Source organism: Haloarcula montana, from assembly GCF_035666295.1.
Classification (GTDB): domain Archaea; phylum Halobacteriota; class Halobacteria; order Halobacteriales; family Haloarculaceae; genus Haloarcula; species Haloarcula montana.
Genome location: NZ_CP142027.1, coordinates 1058083 through 1076277 on the forward strand (window position 1 = coordinate 1058083; position 18195 = coordinate 1076277).

The 18195-nt window shown below is 56.1% G+C and carries 16 protein-coding genes; 9 read left to right on the forward strand and 7 right to left on the reverse strand.

The genetic code is table 11. The annotated features are described in order from the left end of the window. Positions 1-221: 221 nt before the first annotated feature. Positions 222-1160, reverse strand: coding sequence for a glycosyltransferase family 2 protein (locus VJ109_RS05470; RefSeq protein ID WP_324759665.1), 939 nt, complete (start codon positions 1158-1160; stop codon positions 222-224). Positions 1161-1573: 413 nt separating this feature from the next. Between VJ109_RS05470 and VJ109_RS05475 the strand changes: the two genes are divergently transcribed. Genes VJ109_RS05475 through VJ109_RS05485 form a run of 3 tightly spaced genes read left to right on the forward strand, consistent with a single transcriptional unit; the run spans position 1574 to position 4419 of the window. Continuing rightward, a complete protein-coding gene (locus VJ109_RS05475; RefSeq protein ID WP_324759666.1) occupies positions 1574-2314 on the forward strand; it encodes an FkbM family methyltransferase in 741 nt (246 codons plus the stop codon). Then, entirely contained in the window at positions 2311-3204 is an 894-nt protein-coding gene (locus VJ109_RS05480) for a glycosyltransferase family 2 protein (protein WP_324759667.1), read from the forward strand. Before VJ109_RS05475 ends, VJ109_RS05480 begins: the two co-directional genes overlap by 4 nt. A 48-nt stretch (positions 3205-3252) precedes the next feature. Then, entirely contained in the window at positions 3253-4419 is a 1167-nt protein-coding gene (locus tag VJ109_RS05485; RefSeq protein WP_324759669.1) for a glycosyltransferase family protein, read from the forward strand. Here the strand turns inward: VJ109_RS05485 and VJ109_RS05490 are convergent. After that, positions 4410-5906, reverse strand: coding sequence for a sulfatase-like hydrolase/transferase (locus tag VJ109_RS05490; RefSeq protein ID WP_324759670.1), 1497 nt, complete (start codon positions 5904-5906; stop codon positions 4410-4412). The two genes, VJ109_RS05485 and VJ109_RS05490, sit on opposite strands and share 10 nt — an antisense overlap. 316 nt (positions 5907-6222) lie before the next feature. Here VJ109_RS05490 and VJ109_RS05495 point away from each other — a divergent pair, with 316 nt between their 5' ends. Beyond that, on the forward strand, positions 6223-7101 hold the full coding sequence (locus VJ109_RS05495; protein ID WP_324759671.1) for a glycosyltransferase family 2 protein: 879 nt from the start codon (positions 6223-6225) through the stop codon (positions 7099-7101). 59 nt (positions 7102-7160) lie between these two features. After that, entirely contained in the window at positions 7161-8621 is a 1461-nt protein-coding gene (locus VJ109_RS05500) for a sulfatase (RefSeq protein ID WP_324759672.1), read from the forward strand. On the opposite strand, the gene VJ109_RS05505 is transcribed toward VJ109_RS05500, so the two are convergent. Both VJ109_RS05505 and VJ109_RS05510 read right to left on the reverse strand, forming a co-directional pair. Then, a complete protein-coding gene (locus VJ109_RS05505) occupies positions 8609-9745 on the reverse strand; it encodes a hypothetical protein (RefSeq protein ID WP_324759673.1) in 1137 nt (378 codons plus the stop codon). The genes VJ109_RS05500 and VJ109_RS05505 overlap by 13 nt on opposite strands. A 106-nt stretch (positions 9746-9851) precedes the next feature. Continuing rightward, positions 9852-10943, reverse strand: coding sequence for a glycosyltransferase family 4 protein (locus VJ109_RS05510; protein ID WP_324759674.1), 1092 nt, complete (start codon positions 10941-10943; stop codon positions 9852-9854). A gap of 139 nt (positions 10944-11082) precedes the next feature. Between VJ109_RS05510 and VJ109_RS05515 the strand changes: the two genes are divergently transcribed. Further along, positions 11083-11538 carry an OB-like fold-containing membrane protein gene (locus tag VJ109_RS05515; RefSeq protein WP_324759675.1) on the forward strand — a complete coding sequence of 152 codons (456 nt, stop codon included), beginning with the start codon at positions 11083-11085 and terminating at the stop codon, positions 11536-11538. Between the two features lie 16 nt (positions 11539-11554). On the opposite strand, the gene VJ109_RS05520 is transcribed toward VJ109_RS05515, so the two are convergent. Then, complete coding sequence (locus VJ109_RS05520; protein WP_324759676.1) at positions 11555-12439, reverse strand: IS1595 family transposase; 885 nt, start codon at positions 12437-12439, stop codon at positions 11555-11557. 275 nt (positions 12440-12714) lie between these two features. Beyond that, positions 12715-13707, reverse strand: a complete 993-nt coding sequence (locus VJ109_RS05525) for an IS110 family RNA-guided transposase (RefSeq protein ID WP_324759677.1) — start codon at positions 13705-13707, stop codon at positions 12715-12717. Between the two features lie 245 nt (positions 13708-13952). Between VJ109_RS05525 and VJ109_RS05530 the strand changes: the two genes are divergently transcribed. Beyond that, positions 13953-14444, forward strand: a complete 492-nt coding sequence (locus tag VJ109_RS05530) for a hypothetical protein (RefSeq protein ID WP_324759679.1) — start codon at positions 13953-13955, stop codon at positions 14442-14444. A gap of 12 nt (positions 14445-14456) precedes the next feature. Here VJ109_RS05530 and VJ109_RS05535 read toward each other — a convergent pair whose 3' ends face one another. Further along, positions 14457-15407, reverse strand: a complete 951-nt coding sequence (locus VJ109_RS05535) for a UDP-glucuronic acid decarboxylase family protein (RefSeq protein ID WP_324759681.1) — start codon at positions 15405-15407, stop codon at positions 14457-14459. Between the two features lie 182 nt (positions 15408-15589). Here VJ109_RS05535 and VJ109_RS05540 point away from each other — a divergent pair, with 182 nt between their 5' ends. Then, positions 15590-17020 (forward strand): sugar transferase, encoded by a 1431-nt coding sequence (locus tag VJ109_RS05540; protein WP_324759683.1) that lies wholly within the window; start codon positions 15590-15592, stop codon positions 17018-17020. Positions 17021-17143: 123 nt separating this feature from the next. Continuing rightward, a complete protein-coding gene (locus VJ109_RS05545) occupies positions 17144-17932 on the forward strand; it encodes a DUF4330 family protein (RefSeq protein WP_324759685.1) in 789 nt (262 codons plus the stop codon). Positions 17933-18195: the final 263 nt, after the last annotated feature.

An 18195-nucleotide genomic window follows, 5' to 3' on the forward strand; every position in this document is an offset into this window, starting at 1 on the left:
TGTTATAGAGGATTTATCAAGATTCACCAGGAATCTTTGTAAGACTATCAGTTCAGACACGGTAATCATACCCCAAGTTGTCCCCAAATACGACTACCGGGACGAAACTCCAATCCAGGACATCAGAAAAGGGTCCGATGGAAAACATAACCTGTTCGAGGTCGGGAGAATATGCGGAACGCAACTTCAGGAAACAGACCGGCCGGGTGTGCCTGTGTGGATCAGTTTTTAGCCTCGTCTCGGTCCACGGACCAGATACCTCGGACAGCACTCTGGAGGGCTCGCTTGACGCTTCGAAACAAGCGCCAGTAGACCGACCGAGAGCGTAGCGACGCTCTGAGTGCCTTCTGGTAATAACGAAGGCACTGTTCCCACTCGCCTATGTCGCCGTAGTTGGCAGCCATTCCCGCGTAAACATTCGCTTTCCGTCGTGGATACCGGTCAAGCGCGTCGGGAAATTTCTTGAGCTTCGCGTGTTGAGCGGTTAGTTCATGTTCGATTCCCTCGCGATCGAAGCGCGTGACACGGGTATGACCGTGGTCAACGTGATATCTAACCAGTACATCCGGGACAAACTCAACCTTATAGTTGCGGCAGATCCGTCGGATAAAATCACCATCAGTTCCTCGGATGAGATTCTCGTCAAAACCGTTAACGGTTTCAGCGACCGGCCGTCTCACAACGAGAGTCGACGTCGATCCTATCCGCTGACCGTCAAGCATGTCTGGAAAGATATCCCCACTAAGTCTTGGTCTGTATCGATTAATAATAGTATCCTTGGTATCATCATAGTAATTCATCCAGCAGTAGACAATACCATACTCCTCAGTGAGTTCTTCGAAAAGCGACAATTGCCGCTCCAGTTTCTCTGGATACCACTCGTCGTCGTCGTCAAGGAAAGCAACGTACTCACCGACGGCCATTTCTATACCGGTATTCCTAGCTGCAGACGACCCCTTGGTTTCCTCATGACGGGCATACCGAACACGATCGTCATTGGTCGATTCAACCACCTTTCGTGCCTGGCTGGTAGACGAACAGTCATCAATCACAATACACTCTAGATCTGTGACTGTCTGTGTGAGAACGCTGTCAAGGGCCCGCGACAGGAGATCTGGACGGTTATATGTCGGAACGACGACTGACACCCTCACAGACATCGGTTCTCATGTCTATAGCAGACAACTTGACAATACAGCATCGTTTCAAGCACTCTCTCGTGGGAATTGTCTACCTCACTACCGCCCATCGTTTATTCGTATCCAGACCTGGAGGCAGACGCATAAAAAGCTAGTTCAGCCACAGCACATAATATGCGCCGTCACAGAGAGAAAGAATAGTCAAAAATCAAATAGAGAGATAATATAGCGTAAACCGACGCTAAGCGGTTCTCAATAAATACTAGCATGAATGTCTCTCACTTAGTATGTATCACCGCTTCTCTTATTTGCCTGTCGATCTGATAATATTACTAATGCTACGGCGTGGAGTCGAAGTGTATCACGACGAAGGTGCGATTTCCCTGCTCGTCAAGGGATGTAGCTATATCGGTAATCGAGCACGAAAACGGGTCATGGCCGCTTTGGATCCCGTATACCAGCGATTCCTTCCCGAAACGTTCGGTTTTTCTATAGATAGTACGACTGCAAAATTCGATACACAGGGAGCAAGCCTTGCTGCAGACTTCAGGTACAGCTTCCAGACCGAGCGTCCAATCATAGAAGATGTGCTCGCAACAGTTGAGTCGGAAGATACATTTTATGATGTCGGTGCGAATATCGGTCTATATAGTTGTTTCGTCGGTCAAACCCTCACCACAGGGACAATCATTGCGTTCGAACCGCACCCCGAAGAGGCAAAGATACTACGTAAAAACCTCAAACACAATGGACTCCCACGTGACGCTGTCCACCGAGTAGCACTATCGGACAGCAATGGTTTGGCAACACTTCGTACGTCATTTGAAGGCGCTGGGCACGCGGTCGTCAACGAAAACACCGCACCAGAGCCACTCTATGAGGTCGACAAACGTGTCGGTGACGAGTATATCACGACGGCCGATCTCCCATCACCGTCAGTTGTCAAAATCGACGTTGAAGGACTAGAATTGCCGGTGATCGAGGGGTTCGCCGAAACACTCTCTATAGATACATGCCGAGTTGTATATGCTGAGTACCATCCGAGCAAGTCGTCTTATACCGAGGGTGAACTCGTTGAAGCATTCGAGACGTTAGGGTTCAGCGTGGAAATCCTGGGTCAACGCCGTGTAGGAGAAAACGACCAGAAGCATTTAAAAGCGACAAAGGCCTTATGAGAGATGTATCGGTCGTAATCCCAACGTACGAGCGTAAGGCGAAAGTTAAACGAGCGGTCGACTCAGCACTTGATCAGACCGTTCGACCAAAACATATCGTGATTGTCGACGACGGATCCTCATTCGACACGGCGGGGTTTCTCAACGAGGAGTATGAGACTGGTATAGTTGACGTGGTTCAACACGACCACAACCAAGGGGCGTCACAGGCCCGTAATACGGGCGTGGACACGGTCAGGACTGACTACGTCGCCTTCCTAGACTCTGACGATTACTGGGCGCCAACGAAGCTCGAACGGCAACTTGAGCGCGCACGTGAAACCAACGCCGAACTCATTTATTGCGACCAGTGGATAGTTGACGAGACCGGCGAGACAAAACCCTCGAAGAAACGGTTGGTCGAAGACGATCTCTGGATGGCGCTTCTCTCGGGATGGACGGCACCAAATACCTCGACACTACTGTTCGAAACCGAAACGTTCCGGGATCTAGGCGGCTTCGACACGGACCTGCCCAGCTGCCAGGACCATGACCTCTGGATGCGGGCGGCCCGCGAAAACGTGATAGTGGCAGCCGTCCCCGAACGGCTAGCGTATTTCACACAGGACGCCGATAACCGCATCTCCACTGATGGTCGAGCCCGGCTGGCCGGCGCGCGCACCTTCCTCAACAAGTGGCGTAACGACTTGATCCGGACCGTTGGCTGGCGACACTACTACTGGTTTCGCTGGCAGTACGTGTTTCGGGTGGCACTGCCGGTTGTCCGTTCGAATCTCTCGGCGGGCCAACCACTCCCAGCGGTCTGGGTCGCCCTCTCAGCGCTTGCGTTCAACCCGGTGTTCTACGCCAGGGCCGGCCGGACACTGGTCAACCGTGCCCGCTCCGGCTAGAAGGGCGAAAGGCCAAAGCCCGGTACCATCGTAGTCGTCATACCCCCGATGAAAGGACGCAGGATCGGCCTCCTCGAAACACATGCCCACGAAAACTTCCTCGCCGATCTCGCGCAGATCGCACACGCAGCGGGCTACGAAGTGACGTTGTTCACCGGCGAGACCGTTGCCAGCCGACTCAGACAGCGTCTCGACACGGTCGCCTACGAATGGATCATCAAAGACGACGACGAGTCGCTCGGCCGGTTTCTCGGGCGCGTCTCAGACCGCTGTCAGGCACTGGACCTGCTGTACCTGTTTCCCCTCTACGGATCGGTTCCCGACTTCTTTCGATACGCCCGCTTTTCTCCATCCTGTAAGATCGTACTCTCTATCTACAACGCTAACAGCTGGGTGGGCCAGAACCTCCGGTTTACTCCGAAGCTATACAATTACGCCCGTCTGCCCCTCAGGCAAATTCTTCTCCGAAACGTCGACGCAGTAACCGTCGAGTACGATCCGATACAACAGTATCTGAACGACCTGCTCCCGATACCAGTCAATACGATGACGCCAGTGTTCTCCCGGCGGACGACACACAGCAGACCGGCTGATGGACCCCTTCGGGTGACAGTTCCAGGGAACGTTGTAGCCTCACGCCGGCGATACGACCTCCTGTTCGATGCCCTTGAGGCGCTACCAACTGAGAGGCGCGACCGCCTGTCAGTAGATTTACTTGGGCGCCCGATGGACGAGAGCAGTGACCGGATTCTTCGTCAAGCAGCGAGATACCGTAAACGGGGATGGCAGCTCACCACCCACGAGGGATGGATCGATGGCGACGAGTTCGAGCAAACAATCAGTGAGAGTGATATTCTCCTCTCGCCGTTATGCCGGAGGAAGGCCCATGGTATCGCCACCGAGGTGTACGGACAGACTAAATCCTCAGGTGTTTTAGGAGACAGTATCAGAACCGCGACGCCGCTCGCGGTACCTGAGTGGTTCACGGTCCCAAATCAGTTCGGGGATGGAGCGGTCAGCTTTGCCGATTCTAGGGAGCTGGCAGCACTTTTCGATTTGCTGGCCGACCGGGGCGACCGACTGCGGATTGCTCGGCGAGGCGCCGCTGAAACGGCTGATTACTACGCGCTTGATGCCCAGGCCGAACGGTTCCGATCGCTAGTCGAGGAAGTCTGTGAGGACCATCTTAACCAAAGCGTGGTCGATCAAAGATAACCCAGCGCTTCAAGCTGAGTCACGTCAGACTCGCTGAGTGCTTCCTGTCCGCGGTCGGCTGCGACGAGTGCATCGAGTTGCTGCATACAGGCCTCCACGAGATTGGCCGGCGGATCTCCGTCGTCACCTGTTGTCGACACCGCCCAATTGTCGCCAGTGGTATCCCGGCCGACCCGCCAGTCATCGTTATAGGCGGCAACCCCGTGTTCCCTGACCCGGTAATCCAACGCCGCTCGCGGTGTTTCAGGGTATTTCTCGTACAATTGGTCGCCGCCAGCAGCGGGATACTGACAGCTAACAACCTCCTCCGACCGGACAGTCTCAGGGTCGCCCCCAGAGGACAGGAACCGCTCGCGGCCATCGGTGAACAGCGTGACGAGGTTGGTCAAGGAAAACGGTCTCGCGACACGACCAGGCTCTATATCGGGGTGAGCAACAACCAGCGGGACTCGCGCCAGAAGGTTCCCTACCGACGCCTCGTGGCCCATCCGGCGGTAACCACGTTCGTCTGATTCACCCAAGTACTCGCCGTGATCACTGGTCACGACCACGAGGGTCTCCTCACGCTGGTCGGTCATCTCCAAGACCTCTAGCAGACGGGCGAGGTGATCGTCGACGGTTTCTACTTCACCAGCGTACAGTCCTCGGAGCGTCTCTATGTCGCGCTCACTCACTTCACCCCGAGCGTCGGAGGCTAGAAACGGCCACGGGGCAGCAACTTCCTCGTTGACTCGTTCAAGTTCGGCTCGCGGAAGCGTCCGGCCGAGATGAGTCTGCTGTTTGTCCGCAGTCGGCTTGTATGGCCGGTGGGTGTCCATGTAGTTGGCAAACGCAAAAAATGGCTGATCGTCGTCAGCCGCCCGCTTGATCAGATCCGCAAGCCGGGAAGTGTTTGCCGCTGGATCGTAAACGTATCCGCTGTCAGGGGCGAACAGAGGATGGGGTAGCCACTGGAGGGCAGGTTGGCGGACCGCCAGCGATCCCAGCGCGACCGCTACAGCATTGGCGACGCTCTTTATCGGGTGAGCATGTGTGAGGATACCCAGGGTAGTCGCCAGCGCCGGCTCGATAGTTCCGTGACCTTCTCGGAGCGTCGCCAGGGCGGTCCCAGATACATCTAGACCATCATGGAACCGCTCTCTACCTCTGGTATAATAGAACTCGTCAAATCCCTCGTGGAAACCGGTTCGCTGACAGGCGAAACCGTTGGCCGAGACCCCGTAACAGCGGTATCCATCCGCCGAGAGTTGCGGTACGAGGGGGAGGCCGTCAAGGTCGTCACCGAGCTGTGTCCGTCCGTGTTTCGAGGGATAGACCCCAGAGAACAGGGACGCGTGGGCTGGCAGCGACCACGGGGCAGGAGTGACGGCCCGCTCGAACCAGCGGTTATCCTCTGCCAACGCGGTTAGCGTTTGGGCGTGTTCGGCTGCGTAGTCCGGGCGGCAAGCGTCCCAGACCAGAAAGAGGATGTTCGGGGGGCGGTTCATCGCCTGTAGGTTGTTGACAGAGCGGCTTGTGTCTTTCTGCTGCTGTCGTAGGGGGGTTATCTGGGTTCGCCGTTTCGAGGGGTATACACGGTGGTCACCATGCCTGGACGGGATTCCGATAGGGGACCGGTCAGTCAGTAACGGAACCGGTCCGAAAGCCGGCTCAATAGACACGACGTACCGCAGCCACTGCCGATGGTCTATTGTATCGCCCTGTCATGTAGCCGTAATAAAATATCGGGTGGCTGTAGAGACATTATTTCCCTATCTGCGGTGGGTACTTTGATATCCCGAGAGTGTCTTGTGCGTGACGCGAATGCCGACAGTCAGCGTCGTAATCCCGAGTTACAACCGCGCTACGGTACTCCCCCGAGCAATCGACAGCGCGCTCGCCCAGACGATCGACGATATCGAGGTCATCGTCGTCGACGACGCCTCAACCGACAATACCGAGACGGTTGTCCGAGAGTACGGCGACCGGGTTACCTACCTCGCTCACGAGACTAACAAAGGGGGGAGCGCGGCACGGAATACGGGAATCGACGCAGCCGACGGATCCATAGTTGCTTTTCTCGATTCCGACGACGAGTGGCATCCACGGAAGCTCGAATACCAATTGGAACTGCTTCACTCCCGGCCAGACGAGTGGGGAGCAGTGTACTGTGGCTTTCGACAATCCCGTCAGAGCCGACTCGCGACACTGGTCGACAGATGTTTCGAGCGACCGACTGGAACCGAGGGAGGAGAGTCCTTGCAACGGGCACTCCTCTTACTCAAGTTCGCACACGGCGGCGCTTCCACGCTAGTTGTTCGAAAGACAGTCGTCGAAGACCTCGGTGGCTTCGATGAATCGTTCCAGCGTCACCAAGATTGGGAGTTTCTCGTTCGACTGCTCGACCGATGGAAACTCGCACACGTCGACCGGACACTTGTAACCAAGCACGATACCGGACTCGCGGACTTCGAGACGATTCGGGACGCACGCCGACAGTACCTCCGTAAGTTCTCTTCACACGTCGTCAACCTTTCTCTGGACGGCTACCCCGTCGTCGGACGTCATCGGTTCGCGCTGGCGAAGATCGCCTTCGCTAACGGCGAGTTTCAGACCGGGCTGTCGTATCTCCGGCATGCATCGATACCGACCATCCGTGACCTGCTTGGCCTCTGTCGGGCCGTCTATCTCGGCCTGCGGTAGGGCTAAGTGAAGCCTCGTATTACCCACAGTATCCGAAGTTGACAGAGGTTCCAACACGGATGCAACCAAATATTGTGCTAATCGTCCTCGATACGGCACGCTACGACGACGCTCGTGGCTCTGTGGGTGGTGCGTCGATAATGCCAACAGTCGACGCGCTTGCAGCTGAAGGAGCGGAGTACACGAACGTTTCATCGGCCGCTCCGTGGACATTACCGTCGCACGCCTCACTATTTACCGGAATGTATCCGTCCAAACATGGCGCGACCTCCCTTCACAAACGACTGGCAGAGGAGCACGTGCGTCTCCCGGAGGCCCTTCATCGTGCCGGCTACGAAACAGTGGGAGTCTCGAACAACACGTGGATTAGCGGCGAGTTCGGCTTTGAGAGAGGGTTCGATACCTTCCGGCGGACGTGGCAGTATGTGCAGTCAGCCACGGACCTCGGACGTATCGCACGAACCTACGAGGGGCGAGCAAAGCTCAGAGCGCTCGCATCCGAATTACTCTCCGGAAACCCAATCGTGAATGTGGTAAATGCTCTGTACGGTCGATTCGGCCGGAAGCGCCACGACAGTGGTGCGAAACAGACGAACGCATTCGTCGCTGACTGGGCGAGCACACGTGACACGGAACGTCCGTTCTTCCTCTTTATCAACTATCTGGAGCCACACCTCGAATACCGCCCGCCGCGACAGTATGCAGAGCAGTATCTACCCAATGACGTGACTTACGAGGCCGCAATGTCTATTCCACAGAACGCCTGGGACTACATAGCGGGCGATCTGGGACTCAGTGAACATGATTTCGAGGTATTACGCGACCTCTATCGCGCTGAACTCAGATATCTTGACGAGAAACTCGCTGAACTTCGGGAAACAATCAATGCGAACACTGACCGCGATACCGTGTTCATCGTGACGGCAGATCACGGTGAGAACATCGGTAGTCACGGACTGATGGACCACCAGTACTGTCTCTACGAGACGCTGTTGCACGTCCCGCTCGTCATCACTGGCGGACCGTTCACCGGGGGCGCTGTCGTCGATGATCCCGTTCAACTCGTGGATCTCGTGCCAACCCTTCTGGACATTACAGACACCGAGGCACCCCTACTTACCGCGCAATCACAGGGGCATTCGTTCCATCCCGAAGAGCCACACATTCGCACTCACTCTATCGCAGAGTATCTCGGTCCACAGCCCTCGATGAGCGCGCTAGAGTCCCGCGTCGGAACGCTTTCCGAGTCCGTACTGCGCTACGACCGCAAACTCAGGGCGATCAGACGCGACGGGACGAAATTGATTCGGGGATCAGACGGAACGACGGAACTCTACGACCTCAACTCAGATCCGGACGAGACCAGTGACATATCAACAACGCAACCAGACGATGTGGATCGATTAGAACAGGACCTCGACACGTGGCTCGGGAGTTTTTCGCAGGCGGTAACGGACGGAGACGTGGATATGGAAGAGACGACCAGACGTCGTTTAGAGGAGTTGGGTTATCTCCAGTAATCGAGGGAAAAGGTGACGTGCTCGGATATCCCGACACCCCCGAACAAGAACAGAATCCAGGTGAACATCTGTCGTTGGCGGATCGCAGTCCCGTAGTTCCCGTTTGCAGCTCCATAGAGCACGGCACCGAGACTGACTGCTGTCAACAGTGTTATCGTCAGCATGGGGTAGCTGCGCCAGACAGCTCTGCTCCCCCAGAGGCTTACAACCGCGAACCCGAGTGTGATTGTTCCCTCAACGACGCCGACGATGTCTGCTGGTGTCTCGACCATCCACGGGAAGGGTGCGAACAGGAAGTATACCGCACCGATCCACGAAAAGGCGATCATCTCTAACCCGTTCGTGGGGATGATATCCTGGAGATAGACCGTACGTCCTCTAGTCCGTTTTATACGGAGTTTACTGAGGTACTGGACGATGGTTTCCCGCATCAACAGTAGCAACATACCGCCACCAAGCGTACCAGTGATACCGGTAGCGAATCCGTACACGACCTTCCGTTTAAACAGCGTCCCGACGAGGGCGACAGCGATAACGACAGCGAAGAGTGGAACGTTCTCGATTCGTAGCACGAGTGCAACGGACAGAAATGCGACTCCAGTTATAAAACGGATTGACGGTCGGATATTTGACGGGGGAGCCACCCAGAGTCGCACCATCGAAGTTACCGCACAAAGAATAATTGCCTCCCGAAGTACAGTGGCGTGGACCATGACGAACGTCGGGAAGAACGCGACCGGAACCGCGGCCACAATGCCAGCTTGTGTTGAATAGATATGTCTCCCAATCACTACAAGATTATACACCGCAAGTGCCCCGATGACTGCGACGAGGAGACTGGCATAAATCTCGCTTGGTCCAGGGACGAGCCAGAGTGGTGAGAGCATTGTCCCCCAAATAGGTTCGACATTGGTGACTGTGGTGATGGCGTTCCCTCGGCCGATCATCGTAATCACATTCGAAGGATTTCCCGTTCGCACTGCCTCTGCTGCATTTGTTGCAGCGGCGGTGAATGCTTTAGCGTCTGATTCCAAATACGGATTGATGCCAAATAATGTTAGCCAGATGGCAATGCAGCGGGCCGCCAGGGCAAGACCGGCGATAGTAAGGGCGGTCCGCGACACCGATCGGTCGGCTGGTCGCCGCATCTTCTAACTATGGAGCGTGGCGGCTCTTGAATCGTGCGCCTTGCCGACTGACGTGTCTTGTCCACCTGTCTGAGAACCTTCTTTACTGCTGAAGTCGTTCGAGATACTCGGTCGTCGCTTGGACGGTCTGCTCCCACGCATACTTCTCCGCAGCACGTCCCGGATCGTACGTCGACGGGTCCGTGAGGACACGATCGATGGCACTTTCCAAGTCTCCTCCAATCGGAACTAGTTCGCCGCCGTCGCCGACGACCGGATCGAGCTGTGGCAGTGAGGACGCGACGACAGGAACACCACTGGCCATCGCTTCGAGAATCGTTCGTGGTACCCCTTCCGTACGACTCGGAAGAACGAGTACGTCGGCCCCTCGGTAGACACTAGGCATATCGTCGTAGGAGACGTGGCCGAGAAATGTGACGCGTTCTTTGATGTCGGCTGAAATTGCTCGTGCTTCTAGTCTTTCCCGTTGAGGGCCGTCCCCGACGACGTATAACCGACTCTCTTCATGTGTAGCAGCAACGGACTGGAAGGCATCGAGGGTCGCCTTGGGCCGTTTTCCTTCAACGAGACGACCAACAAACAGTATGACCTTCCCATCCGTATCCATCTCCGGGTGTATGGGGCCAGTCGGCTCAAACCTGTCTTGGTCGATGCCGTTCGGAACAACGGCAATGTTGGTGTCCACGCCATAGTCGCGGAGCCGTGACTGCTCAGCCTCACTGTAACAGAACACTCGGTCAGCGCAGTCAAAGGTCAAGCGCCCGAATGTTCGGAGGTACCCCTCGAAAACGTGTTCTGGGACAGTCTGTGAGTACAGGCCGTGGTTCGTAATCGCCAACGGCGGGCGTCCAACGAGGCGACGAACAGCCGCCAAGTTTGTCGAGAAGTATAGATGAGAATGTGCGTGTACGACATCGAACTTTCCCGTTGTGGCGAAATACCGGGCCACCCCTGCAGAGAGAGCGTTGCCAAACAAGGTAACCGTAGACGGATAACTAACGAGCGTATACCCATTACGCTGTTCGGTCCGTCGTTCGCCGTGTTCGTGGTCGACAGTTAGGACCGTCACATCGTGTCCCATAGCCGCCTGGTCACGACTCAGCGCATGGACGTGGTATGCCCCTCCACCTTTGAATTCTGGGTATATTTTCTGTGCTACCCGCAGGATTCGCATCGCTACACTGTACTGGGTCAGCATAAAAAACGCCGTCGGTGACTCAGTTATCAGGCGACATTACTATTCCGTCACTCAATATCTGGATCGAGTCACGACCACCGAAAGCGTAATTGTAGGAGTTTACATACTGTGTTATGTGACTCGCCTGCGGCTCCTCTTGGCCGGTATATTGCTCGCTGCCCTCTGTGGCCTTTGTGTCGAAGCAGGATTACCAGACGACGAGCGGTCGAATCAACCTGATGGGAAAACGCTTGCAACGAATTACGACTCGTACGTCGGAGAGAAAATACTGGTGTTCGGGACTATCACCGAACAGACCAATACCGCTCTCCACATCCGAGTTGAAGGCGATGGTGTCTCGGTACCACTCCACGTCCATGCTGTGGAACAAACTGTCGAATCAGGGAGTGTCGTTCAGGTGTATGGAATCCTCAGATCGGATCAGGTATTCAGTGCAGAACGTATCGTCGTCGTCAATGCGGGGGAATTCACTGAACAATATAAGTATGGTGTGTCGCTCGTTGGTGTTTTCGTTTTTCTCATCGCCTTCTTCCGAGAGTGGCGAATGGATATAGAATCATCGCTCTTGTGAAGCACGTTGTTGATTTTCAGAGGGCGGCGTCGAGAGCATGTTTGAGCGCTTCGTCACCTGGTTTTCTGTAGAGTTCACAGCGGAGCTGAAAGGCTCTGAGATACGGCGTTAGCTTGTCTTTTGACACTCCTCGGTGAGGCGAGAGCCACCGTCGCGTCAGCGACGCGTGGCTCTCGCAGGTGTTGACGTGGATATCGCCGTCAGCGTATTCTCCGTCGCCGTGGACGACGTATTTGCGGGTGAATGCGTCGTCTTCTTCGAGCGGTTCGTACGCTCGAAATCCGTCCGTATAGACGGTCAGCGACTCCTCACCGTGGTCAGCAAGCAGGAGTCGAACGGTCGATTCGTCGGCGGATTTCGCTGGCACGACGTACCGATCGTCCGAGCCACGATCGACCAGCGTGAACACCGGCGGTTTGTCGCCATCGTACGATCCTCGCCCACGCGTGGACAGGCCACGCGAGCGCGACTCCTGGTCGCGCTCGCGGCCTTTGAGACCGGCAGAGACGTACACTTCGTCGATTTCGACCGGTCCAGACAGTGTGATCGAAGGCGCGTCGAGCGCGCTGGCGAAGCGCTCGACGCGCCGTCTCACCGTTCTGTACGAGAGATCGAGTTCCGCCTCGATCTGGCGAATGCTCGTGTTGAATCGTAAGAACACGTATATTGTGAAGTACCACTCTTTCAGCGAAAGCTTCGAGTGAGCGAAGATCGTGTCGGTCTTGTCGTTGAACGTCCGACCGCAATTCTTACACAGATACCGTTGATACTCCCGATAGCTGCCGTTTCTGACCGTCAGGTCAGAACGGCAGCGGGGGCACTCGACACCATCACGCCAGCGAACCTGTTGTAGCAGGTCCGCTGCAGCCGATTCCGACACGAATCGACTTACTGGGAACATATCGGGCACCGCTGGCGCGGTGCCCTTGCCCTCTTCGACTTTCAGCCGCAGCTCTCGCTATCAACACCTATGAAAATCCTGCAACGTGAGATAGCGGGTGACTGATAATAATCATTTGGGTGAGCTTCAGCTCACCCGAATGGACAGAAGTGAATCACCAGATAGCGGTGGTCTTCGGCCGTTTCGTCGGCCGGTAGGCTGGGGACTCGTGATGGCGGTAGCGGTTGCTGTGCGGGCGAGAAGCGAACCCGTGTCTGAGCGATCTCCCGGATCGCTCAGACACTCACCCCCGGTGGATCGTATGGTTCCTTTCGTGTGAGCATATGGAAGATAGAGACCAGCATCTTCCGAGCTGTTGCGACGATAGCGATTTGGTGGTTTTTCCGCTCTTTCAACCGCGTATAGAAGTTCCCGAAGTAGTCGTCGCAGCGAACAGCAATGCTTGCACACTGGACGAGGGCCCAGCGCAACGGCGCTGAGCCCTCTTTACTGATGCCACCGCGGATCTCTTTGTCACCAGATTGGTGAACCGTCGGATCAAGTCCTGCATAGCTCACGAGTTCTTTGTCTTCATCGAACCGATCGATTTCACCGACTTCAGCAGTAATCACGGCAGCAGTAAATTGGCCAACACCCGGAATCGTCAGCAGCCGTTGGGCTGCTGCCGATTCCAGAACACGTTGTTCGATCTTCTCTTCGAGTGATTCAATTTGCTCATCGTAAGCGTCGATCACCGAGAGGTGTGCTTCGATGATCGTGCGATCGGCCTCGCTGAGCGAGAGTTCCTCCAGGAACTCTCGTCCGGTTGGGCCGAACAACTCGCTGTCGTACGTGTTATCGGTACGAGTGAGGACTGCTCTGACGCGGTTTTTCTCAGCAGTTCGCTCTTCGACTAACGACTTGCGCGTCCGGACGAGATCCCGCAAAGTGCGGATCTCGTCCGGTGGCACGTAGCTCTCAGCGAGCATATCCGCCCGGAGCATATGCGCGAGTCTCTTCGCATCGACGCGATCTGTTTTGATCGTCGCATCGGCGATGATCCGGTTCTTTGATGGATTCACCAGGGTTACATCGAGATGCTCGTCGAGCATCTCGTAGATCGGGCGGTAGTTGCCCGAGGCTTCGATGGCAGCTTCACTTCCAGCATACTGTTCGGCGAGTTCGTCAAGACGGTCGTTTGGCAGGCGGCTCTCGTCTTGCAGGTTGCCGTCGCCGTTGACGACGGCAACCTGCGAATACCGTTTGTGGGTGTCGATGCCGAGGTACATACAACGCCTCCGTTGGGGCTGAACTGGCGTGAATCGGAGAGACACCTATACGTGCTCTGTGGCACAATTTTCTTCATCCTTTCACAGCCTGGATCGGTCAATCTCACGTGCTTGATGCACCTGTTGATACGCGATCTCACTCAACCCCTGTTTCCTGATTCACGCCACAGGGGCTTCAAAGCAGGATTTTCATAGAGTCAATCTACTTCGCATGAGCGTAGAATCATTGACCGTGGTATCCGACGATGGCTGATCTGTTCACTCATCTGTTGGTTCCGTATATCCTGCTAACCATCACCAGTTGGCGCGTCGATTGGCTCGACGAGGGATGGGTAGTTGTAGGGATGGGCGGTGCCGCGATCCCAGATCTTCAGAAAATTCGAATCGTCTTCGATACTGCTATTATCCGGCAGAACCTGGGCATTCCCTTTTCGCTAGCTCCGTTTTCAACAGTCGGTGGCGTTCTTCTCGTCGCAGGACTCATTACACTTCTTTTCGAACGGGAAGAGTGGCGTCGGGTATACGGACTGATCACGTTTGGCGGTGTGACAGCTCTCGTACTCGACGGAATGCGGGCGTACGCCGATGGGCGCGCTAGCGCTTGGCTCAACCCGTTCACAGAGTGGCGACCGCCGACACCGAGCCTGTACGTCTCCTCGGACCCAGCTATTCTCATCGGGATACTGCTGCTCGCCGTACTAGTCTGGTTCGTTAATCGCCAGGTCGTCAACTCGTGATAGAACAGCGATTCATTCGGGCTGCTCTAACTCACGTCGGTACCAATCGACTGTCCGTGATAACCCGTTTTCTATATGAATCTGTGCTTCCCATGAGAGTAGCTCTTTGACTCTTTGTGTGTCGGGTCGTCGCTGTTCGGGATCATCCTCGGGAAGCGGCTCGTGCGTGACTCCGCTCTCGCTCTCACAAGTGTCGAGTACCAGTTCCGCGAGTGAATTGATGCTCATTTCATTTTCCTGTCCCAAATTAACAACCTCACCACTGATTTGGTCCTGCATCATCAGTTTGCTGAGCCCATCAATGAGATCGTCGACATAACAGAAACTCCGTGTCTGAGTCCCATCACCGTACACGGTCAAGTCGTCACCATTGAGTGCCTGCGTTACAAACGTCGGGATAACCCGTCCATCGTCAGGCCGCATTCTGGGTCCGTAAGTATTGAAGATTCTGGCGGTTCGAACGTCAACGTTGTACTCTTTCTCATAGGCGACGGTTAACGTTTCTCCGAAGCGCTTTGATTCGTCGTAACAGCCGCGAGGACCCCTGATATTCACGTTGCCAGTGTACGACTCTGGTTGTGGTACGACCTCGGGATCACCATACACCTCGCTCGTACTCGCGTAAACCATCCGTGCGCCTGTCGCCACTGCGTGGTCAAGCAAATTTCGCGTTCCTCTGGTGTTGGTGAGCGCTATGTCGACCGGAAAGTCCGTGAAATCAGCCGGTGAAGCACGGGAGGCAAGGTGATATATTTCGTCAACAGGTGGCAACGCGACTTCGTGCCGAATGTCCTTGTTCAAAACACGAAACCGTTCGCTATCCATGAGATCCGAGATATTCGTTCGGCGGCCGCTCCCGAAGTTGTCGACGCAAATAACTTCGTTTCCTTTCGAGAGCAATTTTTCACAAAGGTGGCTTCCGAGAAAGCCTGCGCCACCAGTAATTAGTGTTGTCTCTGTCATCAATTGATGATGGACGGTAGTATATTTATTATTTCACCATTGTGAGAGTGTTAACCATACCAGTGATTGATTAGTGATTCACTGCTCATACCGATTGGGCGGTAATCAGCGGTCGACATCGCATAAAAACACGACCGTCGCCCCCGTAGACATTTTATACTCGACTTACTATCCTCTAGAAGATGATTTCCGGCTGGCGCTACCGACTCGCTGCTGTCGGCGGCGTCTTGTGTCTCACTACGCTCGCAGTCACAGTCTCGAATCTGCCGATCGTCCAGCACGCAATCACGTCACTCCCGGTGCTGAACAACCTGCAACCGGAGACCTACGGTAACGGCGACCTTCTCGACGAGATCGTCACCACCGCCGTCGTCGTCGTCGGGGCGTTGTGGCCGCTATTCAAGCCGCGTCCCCGTCGGATTCTCGACACCGTCGAACTATCACACAAGCGCGTCATGCTCGCTGCGACCGGGCTGGCGACGATCGGGTACTTCGACTGGTCGACACGGCTCCCACGGACGACGCTGGTGGCCAGCGTGCTGTGTCTCCTCGTGGTCATTCCAGGGTGGTTCGTCTTCATCCGTCAGCGGCCCCGGACGAGTCGCCGAGCGGTAATCGTCGGTGACGACGCGACGATTATGGCACGGCTTCAGGATGCAGCAACGATGGACGTGGTCGGATACGTCGCGCCACCGAACCCCGTCACTACGCCACCTGAACAAGCGACTCGGTACGTGACCGACGGCGGGGACGAACTGAATCTACGCCGTCTCGGGGGGCTCTCCGGGCTGACCGACGTGCTGGTCGAACACGATATCGACACCGTCTTGCTCGGCTTTCGCCATCCGGACCGCGAGGAGTTCTTCGGGACGCTCGCCGCCTGTTACGAGCATGGAATCCAGGCAATGGTCCACCGCCAACACGCGGACGGCGTGCTGATCGCCGATACGGACGGTAGTGATCTCGTCCGGACGGATCTCGAGCCGTGGGACCTGCAGGATTACATCCTCAAGCGTTCGTTCGATGTCCTCTTTGCAAGTAGTGCACTCCTGGTACTCTCCCCAGTCATCCTCGTGATTGCGGCCGCGATCAAAGTCGATTCAGCTGGCCCAGTCCTCTACGCACAGCGCCGTACTGCGTCGTTCGGTGATACGTTCACCGTCTACAAGTTCCGGAGTATGGTCACGGGGGCGGAAGCGGAGACCGGCCCGCAGATCAGTGCCGAAGACGCCGGTGGTATCGACCCACGGATCACCCGTGTCGGCCACGTCCTGCGAACGACGCACCTCGACGAGATTCCACAGCTCCTGGCCGTCCTCCGGGGCGACATGAGCGTCGTCGGCCCGCGGCCCGAGCGCCCGGAACTCGACGCCGACATCGACTCGACCGTGAGCGGATGGCGGAGCCGCTGGTTCGTCAAGCCAGGGCTGACTGGACTGGCACAGATCAACGACGTTACTGGTCACGACCCACAGACGAAGCTCAGATACGATATCGAGTACATCCAAAATCAGTCGCTGGCGTTCGACGCAAAGATCGTCGTTCGGCAACTGTATCAGGTCGCGATAGATTCTCTCAGATTCCTCCTCTCGCGTGACGATAGCGACGAGTAAGTCGATCAGGCAGGCTCGGGCGGACGCTGGAATCCGCGTTTCGACCGTCCGTTCGTGAGTCGGGTCCCAAATCGCTCTCTCACCCTCGAAACACTCATACGGGGGAGGCCGGACAGTTGCCGTATGGCTGGATCGGGACGGTTGGGACCAGTTCTCGACGAAGACGGGTCGCTGTTCGGAATCGTAAATATCGTCGACGCACTCGTCGTCGTCCTCCTGGTCACAGTCGTAGTGGCAGGCGTCGCACTGGTCATCAGCGAGTCGCCTGACAGGACCGACCAATCGCAGCCACCACGATACGCGACGGTCACCTATACAGTACCCATATCGAGCGACGCAGCATCGATAGACGAGAGTTCGACACTCACGTTCGCTGGATCCGGGAGCTCGTACGAAGTGACAACGACCACGAAGGGGTTCACGTCCGACAGGGAAGTGCAAATCGTCGCGCGTGTTCGGTACCGGGGGAACTTCTCCGGACCAGCGATCGATGAACAGGGAATACTGAGAGGAGAGCGGCCCCTGTACGGCGGTGACGAAAGTATCGTTCTCACGCGGGGGTACAGAACGCCGGTCACGGTTATGGCTGTCAACCAGAGTACGAGCAGCATCCAGACCCGGCGTATTCCACTGGTTCTGGCAGTGAACGAGAGTGTCGGCCGTGCCGTCGAGACTGGCGACAGCGTCCGAGTGGGGTCGCAGACAGTCGGGACAGTTCGAGCTGTAGCACCGGAAACGGAAGGCAGCCGTGCGCTCGTCGGCCTCGAACTCACTGCGTGGCTCCGCGACGACACGCCGTGGTACACCGATCGTCCGCTGCGGGTCGATACCGAACTGACCGTCGTGACAAACGACGCCGTCATCACCGGTCGAGTGACACGGATTGGAACGACGAACACCACTGAGAGGTAACCGTATTCGGTATGGACAGTTCAGAATTCGTCACTCGTATCGATACGGCTCTCGCGGCGTCGAACGTAGCGCGCATGTATCGGTACGGTACATCCGTTTTCAATCGTTTCGCTGCGATGTATCAACAGTCGGTTACGGCCCGGACAGAAGCGACAGTCCTCGAATGGCTCGCCACTGTGGTCACTGCGTCTGCTCTCGTACAGTGGTTTACCCGCGAGCCGAACACCGACCAGGTCGTGATCAATCTCTCGGAAACACGAACC

Bases quoted from the DNA above. Each gene is read 5' to 3' on its own strand.
- VJ109_RS05525 (WP_324759677.1), bottom strand. From the start codon at position 13,707: ATGTACCTCGGCATCGACACCCACAAACGGTATTCGCAGGTTGCCGTC.
- VJ109_RS05495 (WP_324759671.1), top strand. From the start codon at position 6,223: ATGCCGACAGTCAGCGTCGTAATCCCGAGTTACAACCGCGCTACGGTA.
- VJ109_RS05520 (WP_324759676.1), bottom strand. From the start codon at position 12,439: ATGTTCCCAGTAAGTCGATTCGTGTCGGAATCGGCTGCAGCGGACCTG.
- VJ109_RS05485 (WP_324759669.1), top strand. From the start codon at position 3,253: ATGAAAGGACGCAGGATCGGCCTCCTCGAAACACATGCCCACGAAAAC.
- VJ109_RS05480 (WP_324759667.1), top strand. From the start codon at position 2,311: ATGAGAGATGTATCGGTCGTAATCCCAACGTACGAGCGTAAGGCGAAA.
- VJ109_RS05510 (WP_324759674.1), bottom strand. From the start codon at position 10,943: ATGCGAATCCTGCGGGTAGCACAGAAAATATACCCAGAATTCAAAGGT.
- VJ109_RS05470 (WP_324759665.1), bottom strand. From the start codon at position 1,160: ATGTCTGTGAGGGTGTCAGTCGTCGTTCCGACATATAACCGTCCAGAT.
- VJ109_RS05535 (WP_324759681.1), bottom strand. From the start codon at position 15,407: ATGACAGAGACAACACTAATTACTGGTGGCGCAGGCTTTCTCGGAAGC.
- VJ109_RS05475 (WP_324759666.1), top strand. From the start codon at position 1,574: ATGGCCGCTTTGGATCCCGTATACCAGCGATTCCTTCCCGAAACGTTC.
- VJ109_RS05545 (WP_324759685.1), top strand. From the start codon at position 17,144: ATGGCTGGATCGGGACGGTTGGGACCAGTTCTCGACGAAGACGGGTCG.
- VJ109_RS05540 (WP_324759683.1), top strand. From the start codon at position 15,590: ATGATTTCCGGCTGGCGCTACCGACTCGCTGCTGTCGGCGGCGTCTTG.
- VJ109_RS05530 (WP_324759679.1), top strand. From the start codon at position 13,953: ATGGCTGATCTGTTCACTCATCTGTTGGTTCCGTATATCCTGCTAACC.
- VJ109_RS05490 (WP_324759670.1), bottom strand. From the start codon at position 5,906: ATGAACCGCCCCCCGAACATCCTCTTTCTGGTCTGGGACGCTTGCCGC.
- VJ109_RS05500 (WP_324759672.1), top strand. From the start codon at position 7,161: ATGCAACCAAATATTGTGCTAATCGTCCTCGATACGGCACGCTACGAC.